At 73.5% G+C, this 19606-nt stretch carries 14 protein-coding genes; 8 read left to right on the plus strand and 6 right to left on the minus strand.

Annotated elements, in window-relative coordinates; translation table 11 throughout:
• The 6 genes from ACFW47_RS23265 to ACFW47_RS23290 all read left to right on the plus strand — a co-directional run bounded on the left by ACFW47_RS23265 (position 1) and on the right by ACFW47_RS23290 (position 6143).
• Complete coding sequence (locus ACFW47_RS23265; protein ID WP_386306903.1) at positions 1-2823, plus strand: NHLP bacteriocin export ABC transporter permease/ATPase subunit; 2823 nt, start codon at positions 1-3, stop codon at positions 2821-2823.
• A 75-nt stretch (positions 2824-2898) separates the two neighbouring features.
• Positions 2899-3909 (plus strand): Ppx/GppA family phosphatase, encoded by a 1011-nt coding sequence (locus ACFW47_RS23270; protein ID WP_386277519.1) that lies wholly within the window; start codon positions 2899-2901, stop codon positions 3907-3909.
• 55 nt (positions 3910-3964) lie between these two features.
• Positions 3965-4144 carry a hypothetical protein gene (locus ACFW47_RS23275; protein WP_386306904.1) on the plus strand — a complete coding sequence of 60 codons (180 nt, stop codon included), beginning with the start codon at positions 3965-3967 and terminating at the stop codon, positions 4142-4144.
• A 60-nt stretch (positions 4145-4204) separates the two neighbouring features.
• Entirely contained in the window at positions 4205-5236 is a 1032-nt protein-coding gene (locus ACFW47_RS23280) for an iron-containing redox enzyme family protein (protein WP_386277523.1), read from the plus strand.
• Between the two features lie 30 nt (positions 5237-5266).
• On the plus strand, positions 5267-5911 hold the full coding sequence (locus ACFW47_RS23285; protein ID WP_386277525.1) for a HemK2/MTQ2 family protein methyltransferase: 645 nt from the start codon (positions 5267-5269) through the stop codon (positions 5909-5911).
• On the plus strand, positions 5892-6143 hold the full coding sequence (locus ACFW47_RS23290; protein ID WP_386277527.1) for a CDGSH iron-sulfur domain-containing protein: 252 nt from the start codon (positions 5892-5894) through the stop codon (positions 6141-6143). Before ACFW47_RS23285 ends, ACFW47_RS23290 begins: the two co-directional genes overlap by 20 nt.
• A gap of 155 nt (positions 6144-6298) precedes the next feature.
• Here the strand turns inward: ACFW47_RS23290 and ACFW47_RS23295 are convergent, their stop codons facing one another.
• Positions 6299-6733 carry a protease inhibitor gene (locus ACFW47_RS23295; RefSeq protein ID WP_386306906.1) on the minus strand — a complete coding sequence of 145 codons (435 nt, stop codon included), beginning with the start codon at positions 6731-6733 and terminating at the stop codon, positions 6299-6301.
• Between the two features lie 361 nt (positions 6734-7094).
• Between ACFW47_RS23295 and ACFW47_RS23300 the strand changes: the two genes are divergently transcribed.
• On the plus strand, positions 7095-8264 hold the full coding sequence (locus ACFW47_RS23300; RefSeq protein ID WP_386277531.1) for a lactate 2-monooxygenase: 1170 nt from the start codon (positions 7095-7097) through the stop codon (positions 8262-8264).
• A 464-nt stretch (positions 8265-8728) separates the two neighbouring features.
• On the opposite strand, the gene ACFW47_RS23305 is transcribed toward ACFW47_RS23300, so the two are convergent.
• The 5 genes from ACFW47_RS23305 to ACFW47_RS23325 all read right to left on the minus strand — a co-directional run bounded on the left by ACFW47_RS23305 (position 8729) and on the right by ACFW47_RS23325 (position 16890).
• Complete coding sequence (locus ACFW47_RS23305; RefSeq protein ID WP_386306908.1) at positions 8729-10333, minus strand: RICIN domain-containing protein; 1605 nt, start codon at positions 10331-10333, stop codon at positions 8729-8731.
• Between the two features lie 319 nt (positions 10334-10652).
• On the minus strand, positions 10653-11030 hold the full coding sequence (locus tag ACFW47_RS23310; protein WP_386306910.1) for a toxin Doc: 378 nt from the start codon (positions 11028-11030) through the stop codon (positions 10653-10655).
• Between the two features lie 3 nt (positions 11031-11033).
• Complete coding sequence (locus tag ACFW47_RS23315) at positions 11034-11282, minus strand: hypothetical protein (RefSeq protein WP_030975726.1); 249 nt, start codon at positions 11280-11282, stop codon at positions 11034-11036.
• Positions 11283-11380: 98 nt separating this feature from the next.
• Complete coding sequence (locus tag ACFW47_RS23320; protein WP_386306911.1) at positions 11381-13624, minus strand: glycoside hydrolase family 9 protein; 2244 nt, start codon at positions 13622-13624, stop codon at positions 11381-11383.
• Positions 13625-13803: 179 nt separating this feature from the next.
• Entirely contained in the window at positions 13804-16890 is a 3087-nt protein-coding gene (locus ACFW47_RS23325) for a glycoside hydrolase family 2 TIM barrel-domain containing protein (RefSeq protein ID WP_386306912.1), read from the minus strand.
• A 276-nt stretch (positions 16891-17166) separates the two neighbouring features.
• On the opposite strand from ACFW47_RS23325, the gene ACFW47_RS23330 reads away from it, so the two are divergent.
• The gene (locus tag ACFW47_RS23330) at positions 17167-19545 is read left to right on the plus strand and encodes a SpoIIE family protein phosphatase (RefSeq protein ID WP_386277542.1); all 2379 of its coding nucleotides are present in this window, start codon (positions 17167-17169) and stop codon (positions 19543-19545) included.
• Positions 19546-19606: the final 61 nt, after the last annotated feature.

The raw sequence follows: 19606 nt of genomic DNA on the forward strand, positions 1-19606 counted from the left end.
ATGACAGCCGTGCACGAAGGGCAGGGCGACCTCGTCCTCGGGGCGCTCGGCTCGCTGGGCACCCGGGTGGACTGCGCCGGGTTCGGCCGCCTCGACCTGGAAGGGCCGCAGGTGCTGTGGCTGGTGGCGTCCGGCGCGGTGGATCTGTTCGCGGTGGACGCCGGGGAGCAGGGCCACTGGCACCACCTGGGCCGGCTGGAGGCGGGCTCGGTGCTGCTCGGGCCGGTCACCGGGCCCCGGCACACGCTGGTCGCCCGCCCGTTGCGGGACTGCGTGGTGCACCGCATCGGGCTGCGCGAGCTGTACCAGCCGGCGAGCACCCAGACCTGGTCGTACGACGAGTACGGCAACCCGCAGTACGTGCCGCCCGCCACCAGCCCGCTGGAATTCGCCCTCGCCCTCGGTGTGGGCCGCGGCCTGACCGTCCTCTTCCAGGCGCCGATGGCCACCGAACGGGCGGCGGCGCCCACCGACGACGACGTCTTCTGGATGCAGGTCCCGCCGGGCAGCGTGCAGTACGGGGCGGTGTACGGCGACGAGGCGGCGGCCGACCTGCTCATGGACCCCGCGCTGTGGCAGAGCATGGTCGACCAGCAGTACCGGCTGCTGACCACGCTGGACCGCTGGATCGAGCAGCTGGAGCGCACCCACGAGACCCGTACGGCGGCCCGGATCAAGGCCGGTGAGGCGGTGCGCGCCCGGGCCGACCGGACGCTGCTGGCCTCCATCGGCAAGCGGTCGGGACAGCGGAGCACGGCCGCCGACGCCGACGCCACGTACGCGGCCTGCCGGCTGGTCGCCCGCGCCGCCGGAATCCCGCTCGCCGAGCCCGCGCGGAACGGCACGGAGAGCGACCGGATCGATCCGGTGGAGCGGATCGCCGTCGCCTCGCGCGTGCGCACCCGCACCGTGCGGCTGGACGGCCGCTGGTGGCGCGACGACGTCGGGTCCCTGGTCGGCCACCGGGCCCTGTCGGGCGCGCCGGTGGCGCTCCTGTGGCGGCGCGGCGGCTATGTGGCCGTCCATCCGGCGACCGGACGGGAGACGCCGGTCGAGAAGGCGAACGCGGAGGAGTTCGAGCCGCGGGCGGTGATGTTCTACCGGCCGCTGCCCGAACGGCGGCTCAGCCCGCTGCGCCTGCTGCGGTTCTGTCTGACGGGCACGCGCGGTGATCTGACCGGGCTGGTGCTCGCCGGACTGGTGACGGTGGCGCTGGGCGCGCTGGTGCCGGTCGCGACCGGCAAGGTGCTCGGCGAGTTCGTGCCCAAGGCGCAGACCGGGCTGATCGCGCAGGTGTGTCTCGCGGTGATGCTGAGCGGCGTCGTCGCGGCGGCCTTCATGCTGCTGCAGAACCTCACCATCCTGCGGTTGGAGGGCCGTGTCGAGGCGACGCTCCAGCCCGCCGTGTGGGACCGGCTGCTGCGGCTGCCGACGAGTTTCTTCACCGAGCGTTCCACCGGTGAGCTGGCCAGCGCCGCGATGGGCATCAGCGCGATCCGCAGACTGCTGGCGGGCGTCGGTCCGACGGTGGCCCAGTCGGTGACCGTCGGGGCGATGAACCTCGCGCTGCTGCTCTGGTTCAGCGTGCCCATGGCGCTCGCGGCGATCGGCGTGCTGGTGGTCGTCGCCGGCGTGTTCCTGGGGCTCGGGCTGTGGCAGGTGCGCTGGCAGCGGCGGCTGGTGAAACTCACCAACAAGCTGAACAACCAGGCGTTCCAGACCCTGCGCGGGCTGCCCAAGCTGCGGGTGGCGGCGGCCGAGAACTACGCGTACGCGGCGTGGGCGGAGCAGTTCGCGCGCAGCCGGGAGCTCCAGCAGCGGGCGGGCCGGATCAAGAACCTGAACTCGGTGCTCGGCGCGGTGTACCTGCCGCTGTGCACGCTGCTGATGTTCATGCTGCTGGCGGGTCCGGCGCGCGGCTCGATGTCGGCGGCCGACTTCCTCACCTTCAACGCGTCGGTGACCATGCTGCTGACCTCGGTCACCCAGCTGACCGGCGCGTTCGTGTCGGCGGTGGCCGCGCTGCCGCTGTTCGAGGAGATCCGGCCGGTCCTGGACGCCACGCCCGAGGTGCGCACGGCCAGCACCCGGCCGGGGCCGCTGTCGGGGGCGATCGAGGCGCGCCGGCTGTCGTTCCGGTACACCGACGACGGGCCGCTGGTCCTGGACGACGTCTCCTTCGACGTACGGCCGGGCGAGTTCGTGGCGGTCGTCGGCCCGAGCGGCTGCGGCAAGTCGACGCTGCTGCGGCTGCTGATCGGCTTCGACCGGCCGCTGTCGGGCAGCGTCCTGTACGACGGCCAGGACCTGGCCGCGCTCGACCAGTCGGCGGTGCGCCGGCAGTGCGGGGTGGTGCTCCAGCACGCCCAGCCCTTCACCGGTTCGATCCTGGACGTCATCTGCGGCACCGAGCCGTACACGCCTCAGGAGGCGATGGCGGCGGCCGAGATGGCGGGGCTCGCGGAGGACATCAAGCGGATGCCGATGGGGCTGCACACCATCGTCTCGGGCAGCGGGGCGGTCTCCGGCGGCCAGCGGCAGCGGCTGATGATCGCGCAGGCGCTGATCCGCCGGCCGCGCATCCTCTTCTTCGACGAGGCGACCAGCGCCCTGGACAACGAGACCCAGCGCCGGGTGATCGAGTCGACCAAGGCCCTCAACGCGACCCGGGTGGTGATCGCGCACCGCCTGTCCACGGTGCTGGACGCCGACCGCGTGATCGTGATGGAGGACGGCAAGGTCGCCCAGCAGGGCCCGCCCGCCGAGCTGCTCGCGGACACGGGCGGCCGGCTGCACGAGCTGGTGCGGCGGCAGCTGGCCTGACACGGACCGTGCGGTTTCCGGCCGTACCCGCCGGGGAGGCCCTTGGACCGGCCGGAAATGGGTACCTGCGCCTTCATGCGTATCAGCGTGGTGGATGTGGGATCGAACACGGTCCGGCTCATGGTGGCGGACGCGGAGGGCGGGGTGCCGCTGCCGGTCCACACCGCGAAGTGGCGGCTGCGGCTGTCGGAGCAGGTCAAGCCGGGTGCCCCGGTGCCCGAGGAGGCCGTGGAGCGGCTCGTCGAGGCCGTCGACGGCGCGAGCCGGACGGCGGCCCGGTGGGGCGCGGCCGGCCCGCTGGCCTTCGCGACGGCCGTGGTGCGGGCCGCGCCCAACCGGCGGGAGGTGCTGCGCACCGTCCGTGCCCGCACGGGCGTCGCCCTGTGCACCCTGCCGGGCGAGGTGGAGGCGGAGCTGACCTTCCTCGGGGCCCGGCGCTGGATGGGCTGGCGGTCCGGGCCGCTCGCGCTGCTCGACATAGGCGGCGGCTCGCTGGAGATCGCCTTCGGCCGCGGCCGGCTGCCGGACTTCGTCGCCTCGCTGCCGCTGGGCGCGGCCCGGCTGACCCACGAGTTCCTGGAGGGCGGCGAGGACGCGCCGCCGCCCGAGCAGGTCCGGGCGATGCGCCGCAAGGTCCGCCATCAGCTGCGGGACGTCGCCGCGCGGATCCGCTGGGAGGGTCCGCGCACCGCGGTGGCGACCTCCCGGACCTTCCAGCAGCTGGGCCGGCTGTGCGGGGCGCCGCCCGGCCGGCACGGTCCGTTCGTGGAGCGCCGGATGCTCTGCTCGGACCTGGGTGAGGCGGCCGACCGCCTCGCCGCCCTGACCGCCGACGAGCGGGCCCGGCTGCCGGGCATCTCCGCGCCGCGCGCGGCGCAGAGCCTGGCCGGGGCGGTGGTCGGGCACACCGCGATGAAGCTGACCGGCCTGGAGTCGGTCACGCTCTGCCCGTGGGCGATCCGCGAGGGCGTCCTGCTGCGCCACATCGAGGACGGCCCCGCCTGGTGGGCGGAGGTCACCCGCCACAGCGACGAGGTGACCGTCCCGGCCGCGGTGCCCCTGCGCATCGCGAGCACGTCGAGCTGAACCGAGTGAACGGGCCGGGCCGAAGGGGTCCGGTCGTACGAGGAGAGGAGCATCCGTGTCCCGGAACGGCGATTCCGACCACAACGAGCCCGAGACCGCCATCGACGAGGTCCTGCGCGAGATCGAGCAGGCCAGGCCGCGCGACGCCGAGTCCGACGAGGGCCCGCGCCGGGGTGAGGCGGGAGACGCCACCTCGCCCAACACCGGGGCCCAGGAGGACGCCGAGAGGGAGTGAGGCGCCGCCCGCCGCGCGCGGGCAGGGGTGCCGCGGCGCCGTCCGGGTACTCGCTGCGCCATGGAGTACGACCGCGAAGGACCACAGTCGCCGACGGCCCGGGGCCCGATCTCCGCGGCCGTCGGCACGTACTTGCTCGGGGCCGGCCCGCTGCCCGCCCCCGAGACCGTCGCCGCCGCGTCACCCTACGGCGACGACCTGCAACTCGCCCTGTACCAGTGCTACGAACTGCACTACCGGGGCTTCGCCGGTGTGTCCCCCGGCCTCGAATGGGACCCCGGCCTGCTGCGTGTCCGGGCAGCCCTGGAGGACCGCTTCCTGTCCGCGCTGCGGGCCGACACCCCGGTCCACGACAGCGTGGCGGAGGCGGTCGGGGCGCTCCTCGTCGAACCCGTCGACGGGAAGGGCGTCAGCCACTTCCTGCGGGACGAGGGCGAACTGTGGCAGCTGCGCGAGTACGCCGCCCAGCGGTCCCTGTACCACCTCAAGGAGGCCGACCCGCACGCCTGGGTGCTGCCGCGGCTGTGGGGCAGGGCGAAGGCGGCGATGGCGGCGGTGGAGTTCGACGAGTACGGCGGCGGCCGTGCCGAGCGGGTGCACGCCCGGCTGTTCGCCGACCTGATGAGGGACCTGGACCTGGACACGGCGTACGGGCGGTATCTCGACGCGGCCTCGGCCGAGTGCCTGGCCACGGTGAACATGATGTCGCTGTTCGGCCTGCACCGCTCCCTGCGCGGCGCGCTGGTCGGCCATTTCGCGGCGGTCGAGATCACCTCGTCGCCCGGTTCGCGGCGGCTCGCCGAGGCGATGCGCCGCACCGGGGCCGGTCCCGCCGCCGAGCACTTCTACGACGAGCACGTCGAGGCCGACGCGGTGCACGAGCAGATCGTCCGGCACGAGGTGATCGACGGCCTCCTGGAGCAGGAACCGGAGCTCGCGGCGGACGTCGTCTTCGGCATCGACGCCACCGGGTTCCTGGAGGACCGCTTCGGGGCCCGGCTGCTCGCCGACTGGCGAAGCGGCAGGTCGTCCTTGCGGACCCGGCTGCCCGACCGGTCCGCCGAGCCGTCCGGCGCGGCCCATATTCCGTGACGGGCGGGGTACCTGGGTTCCGTGGATTTCATGGTGCTTCCGGGCGTCTACGCCCCTCAGGAGGACACCGCCCTGCTGGCCGGGGCGCTGTCCGACGAGTCGCTCCCGCCGGGCGCGGCCGTACTCGACGTGGGGACCGGCACGGGCGCCCTGGCGCTGGCGGCGGCCCGGCGGGGCGGCCGGGTGACCGCGGTCGACGTGTCGTGGCGCGCGGTGTGCGCCGCCCGCCTGAACGCCGCGCGGGCCGGGCTGCGCGTCCGTGTCCGGCACGGCAACCTCTTCACGCCCGTGCGCGGCGAGACCTTCGATCTCGTGCTGGCCAATCCGCCGTACGTGCCGGCGCCGGGCGCCGGGCGCCCGCCGCGCGGTGCGGCGCGGGCCTGGGACGCGGGCCACGACGGCCGGCTGGTCCTGGACCGGATCTGCCGGGAGGTGCCCGGCCTGCTGCGCCCCGGCGGCGTGCTGCTGCTGGTGCAGTCCGCCCTCAGCGATCCGGAGCGGACCGTCGGCAATCTCCGCGAGGCCGGCCTGAAGGCGGCGGTGACCCGGCGGCGGCGGATCGCGTTCGGTCCGGTGGTGCGCGGCCGGGAACGCTGGCTTCGGCAGCGCGGGCTGCTGTCCCTGGCCGACGTCGAGGAGGAGCTGGTGGTCGTCCGTGCCGAACTCCCCGTCTGACTCTTCTCGTCCCTCGTCCGGCGATCCGGTCCGGGTCAAGGTCCAGCGCCGGGGGCCGATGCTGGTGGAGGGGCCGGTGGAAGTGGAGCTGGAGGACGGGACGACGGTGTCCTCCGACCGCTTCCGGGTCGCACTGTGCACCTGTCGCCGCAGCCGGCGCTTCCCCTGGTGCGACACCAGCCACCGCGCGAGGTCGTCCGGCCCCGGCGACGGGTCGTCGGCGAAGAGCTGACCCGCGCGCCCCACTGCCTCCCGGTCCCGGAGAACGGCGGACGGCCCCACTCCGTCCGCCGTCCCCGGTGCGGGACCGCGCTTCCCGTACGGCGGCTGCTCGCACTCCCCAGTAGCGAGCGGCCGGTCACGCCGCACGGCCGGGCGGCCCCGGTCCTAGAACGTGAAGACGCTGTCGCTGCCCGCGTTCTTCACGCACTCGTTGGCGAAGGTTCGTTCGTAGGAGACGTGCCTGCCCTGCCAGACGCCGTCGACCGTGACGACGACGGGGGCGTACTCGCGGGTGCAGAAGACGCCGGGGTCCGCTCTGAGGGCGTCGAAGTCGCCGCCCGCGCCGCGCAGTTCGGCGCAGGCGGCCTCGGCCGCGGGATGGGTGCCCGAGGCCTGGGGGGCACAGGTCAGGGTGACCGCGCGTACCGGTGCGGCGATGGCAGCGCTCTCTCCGTGGCCCACGGTCAGCACGAGGGCCGAGGGGGCGTAGAGCGACGCGGGGGCGGTGGCCGGGGAGGCGAGGGAGGCCCCTGCGAGGGGCCCGCAGACGGCGGTGGCCGTCAGGCCCAGAGTCGCTGCCCAGCGCGCGGTGTTCCGCATTGTGTGCATCCTTCCGCTCGAGATGAGGGTGGTCGCCGGCCCGGACCGGTGGGTGCCGGAACGGCGAGCGCGAGTCTGCCGAGTCCGGCACCGAAACTCATCTCGACCCCATGGATTTCGGTAACCTTGCGTATTGAATCAGTGGCGTGAAGTCACAGAATTCGAACGTTCCAAGTCCGTAAGAGGCCGGTTCTTGATCGGTACTTCAGTCATGAACTGGCCGGATGGCGTGATCCGTACGTTCACCAATAGGCCGGAAACACTCCCGGAACATGCCCGTCACCCCTGGCCCCGGGGCCCGACATACTCGTGGGTATGGTGCTGGCTCACGCGAGCTCGACGACGAGGGGCGGGACTTGGGATGGCGAAGCACTGGGCGGACTTCCAGTACGAGATCTACCTCAACGGCATGACCGGGGCCGTTCCCCGCCTGCCCACGGACCTGACCCGGCTGGAGGAGCTCACTGAACGACGCCTGGGCCCCGGTCCCGTCGGGTACGTCGCCGGCAGCGCGGGGGACGGCAGTACCGCGCGCGCCAACCGGGCCGCTCTCGACCGGCGCCGGATCGTCCCGCGCATGCTGCGGGACGTGCACGAACGGGACCTCTCGGTCGAGGTGCTGGGCCGTCCGCTGCCCGCCCCGCTGGCGCTCGCGCCGGTCGGCGTCCTGTCGATCATGCACCCGGACGCGGAACCGGCGGCCGCCCGGGCGGCCGCCGCGCAGGGCGTGCCGTACGTCCTCTCCTCCGCGTCCAGCACACCCATGGAGCAGGTCGCCGAGGCAATGGGCGACGGGGAGCGCTGGTTCCAGCTCTACTGGCCCAAGGACCGTGAGGTGGCCCGCAGTTTCCTGGAGCGGGCGAAGTCGGCCGGGTACAGCGCGCTCTTCGTCACCCTGGACACGCCCCTGCTCTCCTGGCGCCCGCGCGATCTCGACCAGGCGTACCTGCCGTTCCTGCACGGGGTGGGCACGGCGAACTACTTCTCCGACCCGGCGTTCCGGGCCGGTCTGGCCAAACCCGTGCACGAGGATCCGAACGCCGCGGTGATGCACTTCGTCGGCATGTTCTCCGACCCCGCCAAATCCTGGCCGGATCTGGCGTTCCTGCGGGAGAACTGGGACGGCCCGGTCGTGCTCAAGGGCATCCTGCACCCGGACGACGCCCGGCTGGCCGCCGACGCCGGGATGGACGGGGTGGTGGTCTCCAACCACGGCGGCCGCCAGGTGGCCGGCTCCGTAGCCGCCGCCGACGCCCTGCCGCGCGTGGTGGAAGCGGTCGGCGACCGGCTCACCGTACTGTTCGACAGTGGCGTGCGCACCGGCGACGACGTCTTCAAGGCGCTGGCGCTCGGCGCGCGGGCGGTGCTCCTGGGCCGCCCCTACGTCTACGGCCTGGGCCTGGACGGGCAGGCGGGCGTGGAGCACGTGATCCGCTGCCTGCTCGCCGAACTCGACCTCACCCTGGCCCTGTCGGGCCACGCCTCCCCCCTGACCCCGGGCCCCGGGGACCTCACCGAGGACCCCGCGTAGCCCGCCGGGGGACCGCGCGTCGAGCTAGGCCCGCCCCGCACCCGCCCACCTGGGAACCCGGCGCTGCCACCGGCAGCCACGCCCGCCGAGAACACCCTGCTCCCCGGCCACCGTCGCTCCGGAGCCGGGACCGGCGGGTCACGCCGGGTACCCCGGGCAGCCCTGCGGGAGAACTCCGCTGCCGGACCGGTGGCCGGGTGGGTGCCGGGCGGGCCACCGGTACACGGCCCGGCGGCCCGGTACCGGGTCACGCGGAAGACCGCGACCGCGCACCTCCCGCCGGCCCGGCTGGGATGCTGCCGACCACGCCCCCGGACCGGGCGCCCGTCCGGGGCGCGCGACCAGTGCGTCCCGGCGGCACGCGGACGTTGTGCACGCGAGCCGGCCCGCCGTCGGGCGACGGCCCGCGCCCGGCGGCACCGCGCGGCCGGAGCGGGTCACGGGCGCGCCCGCGCGGTGTCGGCTCAGCCGCCCGGCAGCTCCACCGCCCGCGCGGCCGGGGTGCCGGTGCGGACGGTGGGCAGGGAGCCCTCCGCCGGTGCCGGTTCGATCCGCCAGTGCTGGGTGTCGGAGTCGTCGTGCACCTTGACCACCACGTCGGTGTCCGGGGCGGTGGTGGTGGCGGCGAGGGCGAGCTGCCGCTGCCAGCGCGGCACCAGCTCACCCCGCCCGGTGAGGTCGTAGCGCACGTGACCGCCCCGCTCGGTGCCCTCGTCGGCGCAGGTACCGAGGATGACGACTCCGGCGTCCGCCTGCGAGTCCAGGCACAGCCCCGGGTCGGCGACGCTGCGCAGCAGCCCGTCGTCCTCGTGGGTCCACTGCTGGGTCCACGCCTCGGAGCACTCCGCCAGGCGGGCACCCGCGCCGGCCCTCGGCTCGCCCCGGACGTCGAGGCAGAGGTCCGCGGCGACGTTGCGCAGCCGCGTCCGGTCGGCCGCCGTGGGCGCTCCGGCCGCGCCGGGCGGTTTCGGCCGGCTGGTGGCGGAGGCCGTGCCCTCCTGCCCCACGGCGCTGGTGGAGGCGGCCGGATCGGCACCGCCGCCGTCGTAGGACCACACGCTCACCACGAGCACGACGGTCAGCACCCCCGCCGACGCGGCGCCGAACTGCCTGAGCACCGCCCGGCCGGAGCGCGGCCGGCCCGGTGGCCGGCGCACGGGGACGGGGATGCGGGACAGCAGGCCCGGGCGTCCGCCGCGGTGCCGGGCGTTCCCCTTGGCGAGGCTGCCCTGCGTCGCCCGTCCCGGGCGGGAGTCGAGATAGCGCCGGGCGCCCCAGCCGAGCACCGCTTCGGCGATCAGTGTGTCCAGTCCGCGCTCGAAGTGGCCGAGCTGTTCGGCCGCGTGCCGGCAGTGACGGCAGTCGGCCAGGTGCCTGCGGACGTCCGGGAGCAGGGCGCCGCCCCGGCGGATCGGTACGTCGAGGAGCCGGCCGTGGAAGCGGCAGTCCTGGGAGGGCGCGAGTTGCCGGTGGGCGTCCAGGCAGCCTTCGCGGAATTTCTCCCGCGCCTGTTCGAGAGTGACCGACGCGGTGTCGGTATCCATGCCCAGCAGACCGGCCGGGACACTTATGTTTTCGGCTTCGACCTCCGTGTGCCAGAGCAAACAGCGGGCCGGTCCGGGAAGTGACGCGAATGCCCGGGCGGCCAAGGTGCGGTTTTCCGGAGTCATGGACTTCGCCGCCCGCATGCCACGTCCGCCGGCGGGTTTGAGCAACTGCGGGAGAACGGCGGACATCCCCTCGTCCGCGGACCACTGCCGGACCGCGTCCCGCACTGCCACCAGCAGCCGCGGACGCAGGGCCGTGGCCTGCTCGCCCTGGGCCAGCCGGTCCAGGACCCGGTGCCAAGCGGCACCGGTGACCATCCCGGTGACCTGATCCGACGTGGCGAGGCAGATGGCCGCGTAGTCGTGGGCGGGCTGCCAGTGCCGCGCCATGAGGAGGGCCGCGGCCCGGAAGGCCTCGCTCTCCGGGCCGTCCCGCAAGCGCGCGGCCAGCAGTTCGTCGGACTCCCCGGCGCCACCGCCCGAAGGCGGGTGGGCGGGTCGAGGGGGGTGGGGGGTGGGCACTGAGGTCGTTCCTTCCCACGCGCGTGTGACTCAGAAGTTCCGGTCGCCGAAAAGGGATCACCAATTGGTGTATACCTTTTGGGCGCGGTGTGGGGAGCGTGAATTCGCCACGGCGAAATTCGGACTGGGTTCCTCAACGCGCGTGCGAGACCCGGCCTTTACCCCCCGCACGGGTGCTTCACTCTCGCACAAACCACTCATGGTCAACAAGGCGACCGGGCAACATCGGCCCGCTTTGAAAGAAGGTCAGATTCCGCTGCAACTCTTGCCGCCCGCACCGGCTTTCGCCTTTCTCCGCGCACTCCGGAGCGGACCGGGATCAGATCTGCCAGGAGCGCAGCCGGTCCGCCGCGCCGTAGACGTCGGTCTTGCCGGACAGCAGGTCGCGCGCGAGGTCGACGAGGGCACCGTAGGGCGGGTCGATGCCGACGTCGCTGGCGTACATGTATGCGACGGCCGTGGCGCAGGCGAAGCGGGCGTTGGCCGCGGGCAGCGGCTTGAGCACGGCGAGGGTGTGCAGCAGGGCGGCGGCCCGCCAGGCCGGATCGGAGTCGACCCCGAGGCGGGGCGGGTCGACGCGGTGCCGCGCGACGGCGGCGACCAGTGCGGAGAAGTCGTTGATCGTGGGCTGCTCCGGCAGCACTTCCTCGTGGCGCTGGAGCAGCCAGGGCACGTCGATGTGCAGGACCGCTGCCATGGGTCAGGCGGCCCGCCCCTCGCCCCTGACGGGCGGTGGTTCGTCGTCGGGGAAGGCGGCCGCGAACTCGTCGGCATGGGCCGAGAAGAAGCGGCGGAAGGCCTCCGCGCCCTCCTGGAGGGCCCGGTGCCGGGCTATGTCGGCGGCGGCGGCCTCCCGCACGAGCGCCTTCATCGACGTACCGCGTTCCTTGGCGATCTGCCGCAGGTCCTCGAGCTCGCGGTCGCTGAACTCCACGTTCAGAGCTGGCATGCCTCCCACGGTACCGCGCGGGTACTGACCGGTAAATAGCCGCAGGTCAGGACGGTGACGCGACGGTACCGCGGGAGGCGGGCGGGGCCTGTGTGCGGTCAGCCCTGGTCCGCCACGAAGGAGGCCATCCGGGCCAGTGCGGCGTTCCAGTTGATGGTGTGCTCGTTGGTCGACCAGGACTGGATGTCGTCGATGAAGCAGAACTGGGCGACACAGCCCTGGAGCTTGCTCTGTGCGTAGGGGTCCTGGATGTTCGAGTTCGGTCCGCCGGACAGGGTGCCGTCGGGCGGTGCGGGCAGCGTCGGGTCCAGCTGCTTGGCGTACCAGCGGCTGTGCTGGTTGTGCGCGTTGACCTCGCCGTAGCCGGTCACGTACGACATGTTCAGCGCGTTGCGGCCCAGGATGTAGTCCATGCTCTGGAGCGCGCCGTCACGGTACTTCGAGGCGCCGGTGATGTCGTAGGCGGTGGCGAGGACGACGGCGTTGTTGAGGATCTGGTGGCTGGAGCCCCAGTCGTAGACGTTGTCCTCGGGGGCGTAGGGCATGCCGTACGGGTGGGCCCTGAGCGTGGCCAGGTACGTGTCGGCGCCCTGGACGACGGAGCGGCGGACCTTGTCCCGGCCGGGGAGCCGGTTCGGGACGGTCGCCAGGTCCAGCCGGGCCGCCGCCGCGGTGCGGGCCCAGTCGAAGCCGAGCGGGCCGAAGATGTCGGCGGTGTGGACCGGGGAGTTCAGGACGTACTCCTTGAAGTCCCGCTCTCCCGTCGTCAGGTACAGCTCGGCAGCCGCCCAGTAGAACTCGTCCTCGACCTGGCTGTCGGGGTAGGCGCCGCCGCCGATGCCGTCGCTCTCGTCGGCGAGCACGTCCGGGTGGGCCAGCGCCGCCGCCCACGCCGTGCGCGCCGCGTCGAGCGCCTTCGCGGCGAACTCCCGGTCGTAGGGCCGGTAGAGACGGGCCGCCTGCGCGGCCGTCGCCGCCAGGTTGAGGGTCGCCGCGGTGGTCGGCGGGTGCAGTTCACGCTTCTGCGGGTCGTCGCTGGGCAGCAGCGGCAGCCCGGTCCACGCCTCGTCGTGGATCTTGTGGTGGGCCATGCCGGCCAGCGGCTGCCCCTCGGGCACCTGCATCTTCAGCAGGAAGTCCAGCTCCCAGCGGACCTCGTCGAGGATGTCCGGCACCTTGTTGGCGCTCTCGGGGATGCCGAGGGTGCCGTCACCGAGCTTCGACGGCTCGCCCGTGCGGGCGTGCAGCGAACGCTCGTAGGTGCTCAGCAGCTCCCACGTGGAGATGCCGCCGTTGACGACGTACTTGCCGTGGTCGCCGGCGTCGTACCAGCCGCCGGAGACGTCGAGCGTGTAGTCGCAGACGCCGGGCTGGCAGGGGACCTCGGTGTCGCCCTGGTTGGGCGCCACGCCCACGTGTCCGGCCGGGCGGCCGTAGCCCGGGCGCAGCTCGTCGCTGATCGGGGTGCCGCTGCGCTGTGTGTAGTAGTACTTCACGGCATCGGTGCGCAGCCGCTCGTAGGCGGCGGTGCCGATCTCGAAGGGCCGGCTGGTCTCTCCGTCGGCGACCAGGGTGTAGCCGTCGCCGCGCTTCTCGTAACGGCCGAAGTCGATCGAGTGGACGTTCTGCCCGGAGGAGGCGTCCACACCGCGCGGCTCGCTCCAGCCGTGGGCGACGACCCGTCCGCGGTCGTTCTTCAGCTGCCAGCGCAGGCGCGTGGTCTCGTCGGTGACGACGGTGGCGTTCTTCGGGCCGAAGGGGAGGTAGCCGACCTGGTTGACGCGGACCCGCGGCCCGGTGTCCGGCACGTACGGCTCGGGCGCCACCCCGCCCAGCAGCGACACGTCGTCCACGCAGAACCGCCAGGCGTCGGGGGTGCCGCCGAGCTGGAAGCCGACCTGGCCCTGGGTGGTGTCGACGGGCGAGGTGAAGGTGTACGAGTAGGTGTTGCCGGAGACACTGAGCTGCGGGCTGACCTCGTGGTAGGTGTCGTACGGGGACACCGACAGGCCCACGATCGCCCGGACCACGTGGTCGGCGGGCGTGCCGGTCGCGGTGAAGGAGAAGCGGTACGACTCCCCCGCGACCAGGGTGATGTCGTTCTGGCCGACGGCCGCGTCCCAGCGGTTGGCCGTGCCGCCGGGGGCGTCGGCGCACAGCCGGCCGTCGGTGACGGCCGCGGTGACGTTGCTGCTCGCCCACCAGGACTCGGTGCCGTTGTCGAAGGTGCCGTTCTTGACCTGCTCGGTCTCCTCGGCGCCGGCCGGTGCGGCGGGCAGCGCGGTGACGGCCGCCGCCAGCAGGGCGGTCAGGGAGACGAGCGCGGTTCTGCGTCTTTTCACGTCTGGGCTCCTCGGGGGAGGTACGAGTGGCGCTCACGTGGGAGGGAAGCGTCCGTCGGATGGGACCCACCCGAATGGGAGCGCTCCCAAACTCCGGTCGCAGACATGCTTGTGGCAGACATGACACGCCGTCAACGGTCCGGACGGGACTGGTTCCCGTCCGGACCGCTCCCGACGGCTCAGGCGGCGGGCGCCACCAGGCGGCTGATGCGGACCGCTCCCCTGGGCTCGCCGGGGTGGCGGCTGGTCAGGGTGAGGCGGACGCCGGAGCCGCGTACCGCGTCGAAGGTGATGACGGTCGGCTCGTCGGACGCGGTGGCCCAGTCGATCCGCACGCCCCGGGCCGCGCGCCAGGAACGGCCGTCCCGGACGGCGACCTCGACGGTCGCGGGCAGGGTGTGGGCGGCGTCCACGGTGAACGAGACCTCGACCCTCTCGTAGGTGCGCCGGCGGCCGTGGTCGACCGACACCCAGTCCTCGGCGCGGGCCCCGTCGAAGGCGGGCAGCAGGGCGGTGGCCGCCTTGTGGAAGCCATTGGACCAGCCGGTGGCCGGGTCGCCGTCCAGCATCGCGGCGGGGAGCGTGCCGGGGCGGCCGGAGTAGCTCGCGTCGGCGTGCGGGTGCTCCACGGGCGCCGGGTGGTCCGCCCGGAAGGCGGGGGCCGGTGTGGTCGCCGGGTCTTGGGAGTGCCTGGCGCGCACGCTCGCCGTGCCAGTGCGCAGCCCTTCCGCGCGGGCGGTCACCCGGAGTGCGCCCGCCCGGGTGCCGGAGCGCACGATGGCGAGGGCCTTGCCGTGGAAGGCGGTGCGGGTGCTGGCCTGGTAGCGCTCGGCGCTCTCCTGGCGGCCGTTGTCCAGCCCGGCGAGCGAGCCGCCGGCGACGTCGAAGGAGATCAGGTGCTCGGCGCCGGGCACCACCACGCCGCGCCGGTCGACCACCTCGGCGGTGACGAAGACCAGGGAGCGGCCGTCCGCGGCGACGCTCTCGCGGTCCGGGGTGAGGCGTACGGCGTGCGGGGCGCCGGCGGTGCGCAGGACGTCGGTGGCGACCCTGCGCCCGTCCCGCCGGGCGACGGCCTTCAGCTCCCCCGGTTCGAAGGGCACCCGCCAGGTCAGGTGAAGCTTGCCCGCGCTGCCGTTGGGACTGGTGTAACTGCCGGGGCAGGGGCCGTCGGTGAAGGTCTTGTCGTCGCCGGTGGCCTCGGTGGTCTCCAGGTAGGTGCGGCCGTCGACGGTCCTCTTGGTGTCGAAGGCGCGGGTGCCGAGGGACCTGCCGTTCAGGAACAGTTCGACGGTGTCGACGTTGGCGTACGCCCAGACCTCGACGGTGTCGCCCTCGCGGTGGTTCCAGGTCGTCGGCAGCAGGTGGACCATCGGCTCGTCCGTCCACTGACTGCGGAACAGGTGGTACATGTCCTTCGGGAAGCCGGCGGTGTCGACCGCGCCGAAGAAGGACGCCTTGACCGGGAAGACGTCGTAGGGCGTCGGCTCTCCGAGGTAGTCGATGCCGGACCACAGGAACTGGCCGGCGAACCACTTCCGGTCCCGGTCCTTCTTGTGCCCGTACTCGCCGCTCATGGTCCACGAGGCGAGGTTGTTGTCGTAGGAGGAGGTGGCGCGCTTGCCCGGGGTGTGATTCTCGCCGGTGTTCAGGTGCTCCGGTTCCTGGTAGGTGCCCCGGGTGGAGGTCTCGGACGACGACTCGGACTCGAAGAGAAACAGGTGCGGGTAGGCCGCGTGCAGGTCGTCCGCCGACTTGGCGGTGTTGTAGTTGAGGCCGAGTCCGTCGAGCTTGGCCAGCATCAGGTCGGCGGCGGAGCCCTTGGCGGGCATCCGTCGGTACTTGTCGGAGCCGATGACGAGCGGGCGGGTGTCGTCGGCGGCGCGGATGGCGTCGATGACCCGGTCGGCCATGGCGAGTCCCGCGGTGGAGGTGGAGTCGGGGACCTCGTTGCCGATGGACCACATCACGACGGCGGGCGAGTTGCGGGCCGCCAGGACCATCTCGGTGGCGTCCTTCTCGCACCACTCGTCGAAGAACCGGCCGTAGTCGTAGCGGTTCTTGCCGGTGCGCCAGCAGTCGAAGGCCTCCACCAGCATGATGATGCCCATCTCCTCGCAGACCTCGATCATCTCGGGCGCGGGCGGGTTGTGCGAGGTGCGGAAGGCGTTGACGCCCATCGACTTCATGATGGTCATCTGGCGGCGGATCGCGTCGACGCTGACGGCGGCGCCGAGCGCGCCGAGGTCGTGGTGCAGGTCGACGCCCTTGATCTTGGTGTAGGCGCCGTTGAGGTGGAAGCCCTCGTCGGGGTCGACGTGGAAGGTGCGGATGCCGAACGGGGTGCGGTAGGTGTCGACGGTGCGGCCGCCGACGCGCAGTTCGGTGTGCAGGGTGTAGCGGTGCGGGTCCGCGAAGTCCCACCGGCGGGGGCGGGAGACGGTGAGTTCGTGGACCTCGCTCGCCTCGCCGGTGACGTCGGCCGTGGAGGCCGCGCGGGCGACCGTGCGCCCGTCGGCGTCCTCGACCGTCGACCGGACCTCGACCTCGCGGGCGGTGCCGGAGGCGTTCACGACGTTCGTCTCCACCCGGACGACGGCGCGCTCCTCGCTCACCCGCGGCGTGGTGACGTACGTCCCCCAGCGCCGTACGTGCACCGGTTCGGTGACCACGAGGCGGGCCTCGCGGTAGATGCCGCTGCCGGAGTACCAGCGGCTGGACGGCAGCCGGTTGCGGACCCGGAGCGCGAGGACGTTCTCGGTGCGGCCGTCGGTGTGCACCAGGTCGGTGAGGTCGAGGGCGAAGCCCGTGTAGCCGTAGGGGTGGCGGCCCGCCTCCCGGCCGTTGCAGTGGACGACGGCGTCCATGTAGACGCCGTCGAACTCGACCGAGATCCGCTGGCCGGCGAGGGCGGGCGGCAGGGTGAAGGCGAGGCGGTACCAGCCGAGTCCGCCCGGCAGGAAGCCGGTGCCGCTGGTGGTGCCGTGCTCGGTGGTGGGCGTCTGCTCGATGCTCCAGTCGTGCGGCACGGCGACCTCGCGCCACGCCGAGTCGTCGTACGCCGGGTCGGCGGCGCCGGCGGGGTCCTCGGCGCCGCCGTCGTGGTCGACCAGCAGGAAGCGCCAGCCGTCGCGCAGGGGAACGGCGGCGCGTCCCGCACCGCCTCCCGTCGCGTCCGCGGCCCACGCCGCGGGGGCGCCCAGCAGGGCCCCGGCCGCCGGCGCGGCGGCGGAGGCGATCAGGACCGATCTGCGTGTGACCGTCATGACGGATCTCCCTCATCAGGCCCGACAGGGCTCAGAAGTACTCACAACTGATCGTGAACAAACAGATTCTGACGTCCCGCCACACACGCCCGTCAAGGGCACGGAAAGCACTTTCTATCCAGGGCGACACGGCCCGCTCCGTGGCCCCGGGCCGCGGACGGCGGGTCCCCGGCTGTGCGAGAGCGTTGGTTCCGGTCCGCACGGGCCCCGGACGCACTACGCTTGGCCCCAGGTGACGCGCTGTTCACTGTGGGTGTGCGCAATGGAGTGGCGACGATGAGTCCGGTCAACCCGTCCGACGATGCCGCCGCGGCCCGCGCGGTCGTCGACGACTCCGGCACCCTGCGGGAGTGGAACGAGGGCGCGCGGCTGCTCCTGGGCCACTCGGCCGCCGACGTCGTGGGGCGCCCCGCGGCCCGGCTGCTGGCGGACGGCGCGGAAGGCGCGGCGCCCGGCCCCGGTGACGAAAGGTGGAGCGGCACCCTGGCGCTTCGGCACCGCGACGGGCGGGCGGTGTCGGTGTGGGTGCTCGCCCACCGCAGACCGCCCGAGGACGGCGGCCCGGGCACGTGGCTCGCCGTGGCCCCGCTGTACCAAGGGCCCGAGCACCCCGACGACCCGCTGGTCAGGGCGGCCCTCACCCAGTCGCCCTGCGCCACGATGATCTTCGACGACCGTCTCCGTCTGCGCGGCGTCAACGACGCCATGGCGCGGCTGCTCGGGCTGCCGGCCGACCGGCTGCGCGGACTGCGGCCCACCGACATCGGCAGCCGGCCGCACCACGCGGAGCTGGAACGGCACATGCGCCAGGTGCTCGCCACCGGTCGCGGGCACGACATGCACACCCATCTCAAGGCCACCGGGGAGAGCCGGGCCCACGCCTGGCACGCCCGCGTCGCGCCCCTGACCGACACCGACGGCCGGGTGCGCGGCATCTGCGTGAGCGCACACGACTTCACCGAGCAGCACCTGGCGCGGGAGCGGCTGCAGCTGGTCAACGAGGCCAGTGTGCGCATCGGCACCACGCTCGACGTGACCCGCACCGCGCAGGAGCTGGCGGACGTGTGCGTGCCCACGCTCGCCGACTTCGTGAGCGTCGACCTGCTGGACCCGCAGGAGCACGCGGACGAGCCCCCCGTCGTGCCCACCCCACCCGTGGGCCTGCGCCGCTCGGCCCACCAGTCGGTCAACCCGGGCTGCCCGGAGGCCGTCGCCGAGCCCGGCCGGCTGGACTTCTACCCGGCCGGATCGCCCCAGGCCGAGTGTCTGGTCGCCGGGCGCGCGATCGTGGCCGCGGTGCCCTCCGGCGACCTGGAGCGGTGGCGTCAGTGGGATCCCGTACGGGTCGGGCGGGTGGAGGAGTACGGCATCCACTCCACGATGTCCGTGCCGCTGCAGGCCCGCGGCACCACCCTGGGCGTCGCGGTGTTCACGCGGCACCAGCGGCCGTACCCCTTCACCGACGACGACCGGCTGCTGGCGGAGGAGGTCACCGCCCGCGCCGCCGTCTGCATCGACAACGCCCGCCGCTACTCCCGCGAGCGCGAGACCACGCTGACCCTGCAGCGCAGCCTGCTCCCCCGCTGGCTGCCGCCCACCGCCGCCGTGGAGGCCGCCTCCCGCTACCTTCCGGCGGCGCGCTCCGGGGTCGGCGGCGACTGGTTCGACGTGATCCCGCTGTCCGGGATGCGGGTCGCCATGGTCGTCGGGGACGTCGTCGGGCACGGCATCCAGGCCTCGGCCACCATGGGCCGGCTGCGCACCGCCGTGCGCACCCTCGCCGACATCGACCTGACGCCCGACGAACTCCTCACCCACCTCGACGACCTGGTCGTCCGGCTCTCCGAGGAATCCGGCGACAACGGCGCCGGCGAGGTCGGCGCCACCTGCCTGTACGCGGTCTACGACCCGGTGTCGCGGCGCTGCTCCCTGGCCCGCGCCGGGCATCCACCGCCCGTCCTGGTCCCGCCGGACGGCCCGCCCCGGCAGATCGAGCTGCCCTCGGGCCCGCCGCTGGGGGTCGGCGGGCTGCCGTTCGAGTCGGCCGAGCTGGAGCTGCGCGAGGGCAGCGTGCTGGCGCTGTGCACCGACGGGCTGATCGAGAGCCGGGACCGGGACGCCGACACCGGTCAGGCGCTGCTGCGCGAGGCCCTCGCCGGACCCGGCGAGTCGCTGGACGCGACCTGCGACCGGGTCCTGCGCGCCCTGCTGCCGTCGGGCGGCGCCGCCGACGACGCGGCGCTGCTGCTGGCCCGCACCCGGGGGCTGCCCGCCGGCCAGGTCGCCACCTGGGACATCCCGGCCGACCCGTCACTGGTCGCCCCCGTACGCAAGCAGGTCGTCGAACGGCTGTCCTCCTGGGCCCTGCTGGAGGCGTCCTTCACCGCCGAGCTGGTGGTGAGCGAACTGGTCACCAACGCCATCCGGTACGGCTCCCCGCCCATCCGGCTGCGGCTGATCCACGACACGGCCACACTGATCTGCGAGGTGTCCGACACCAGCCACACAGCGCCCCACCTGCGCCGGGCCAAGACCTGGGACGAGGGCGGGCGCGGGCTGCTGCTGGTCGCCCAGCTCACCCAGCGCTGGGGCAGCCGGCACACGACCGAGGGCAAGACCATCTGGGCGGAGCTGGGCCTGCTCGCCGAGGAGTGAACCCGCCGGGTGCGCGCCCGGCAGTGCTCCCGGGGAATCCGCGCCCCTCGTTTCCCGGCCG

This window comes from Streptomyces sp. NPDC058796 (assembly GCF_042745235.1).
Lineage (GTDB): Bacteria > Actinomycetota > Actinomycetes > Streptomycetales > Streptomycetaceae > Streptomyces.

Coding starts and splice junctions, on each gene's coding strand:
- ACFW47_RS23325 (WP_386306912.1), bottom strand. CDS start 16,890: ATGACGGTCACACGCAGATCGGTCCTGATCGCCTCCGCCGCCGCGCCG.
- ACFW47_RS23315 (WP_030975726.1), bottom strand. CDS start 11,282: ATGCCAGCTCTGAACGTGGAGTTCAGCGACCGCGAGCTCGAGGACCTG.
- ACFW47_RS23280 (WP_386277523.1), top strand. CDS start 4,205: ATGGAGTACGACCGCGAAGGACCACAGTCGCCGACGGCCCGGGGCCCG.
- ACFW47_RS23270 (WP_386277519.1), top strand. CDS start 2,899: ATGCGTATCAGCGTGGTGGATGTGGGATCGAACACGGTCCGGCTCATG.
- ACFW47_RS23300 (WP_386277531.1), top strand. CDS start 7,095: ATGGCGAAGCACTGGGCGGACTTCCAGTACGAGATCTACCTCAACGGC.
- ACFW47_RS23295 (WP_386306906.1), bottom strand. CDS start 6,733: ATGCGGAACACCGCGCGCTGGGCAGCGACTCTGGGCCTGACGGCCACC.
- ACFW47_RS23330 (WP_386277542.1), top strand. CDS start 17,167: ATGAGTCCGGTCAACCCGTCCGACGATGCCGCCGCGGCCCGCGCGGTC.
- ACFW47_RS23265 (WP_386306903.1), top strand. CDS start 1: ATGACAGCCGTGCACGAAGGGCAGGGCGACCTCGTCCTCGGGGCGCTC.
- ACFW47_RS23285 (WP_386277525.1), top strand. CDS start 5,267: ATGGTGCTTCCGGGCGTCTACGCCCCTCAGGAGGACACCGCCCTGCTG.
- ACFW47_RS23310 (WP_386306910.1), bottom strand. CDS start 11,030: ATGGCAGCGGTCCTGCACATCGACGTGCCCTGGCTGCTCCAGCGCCAC.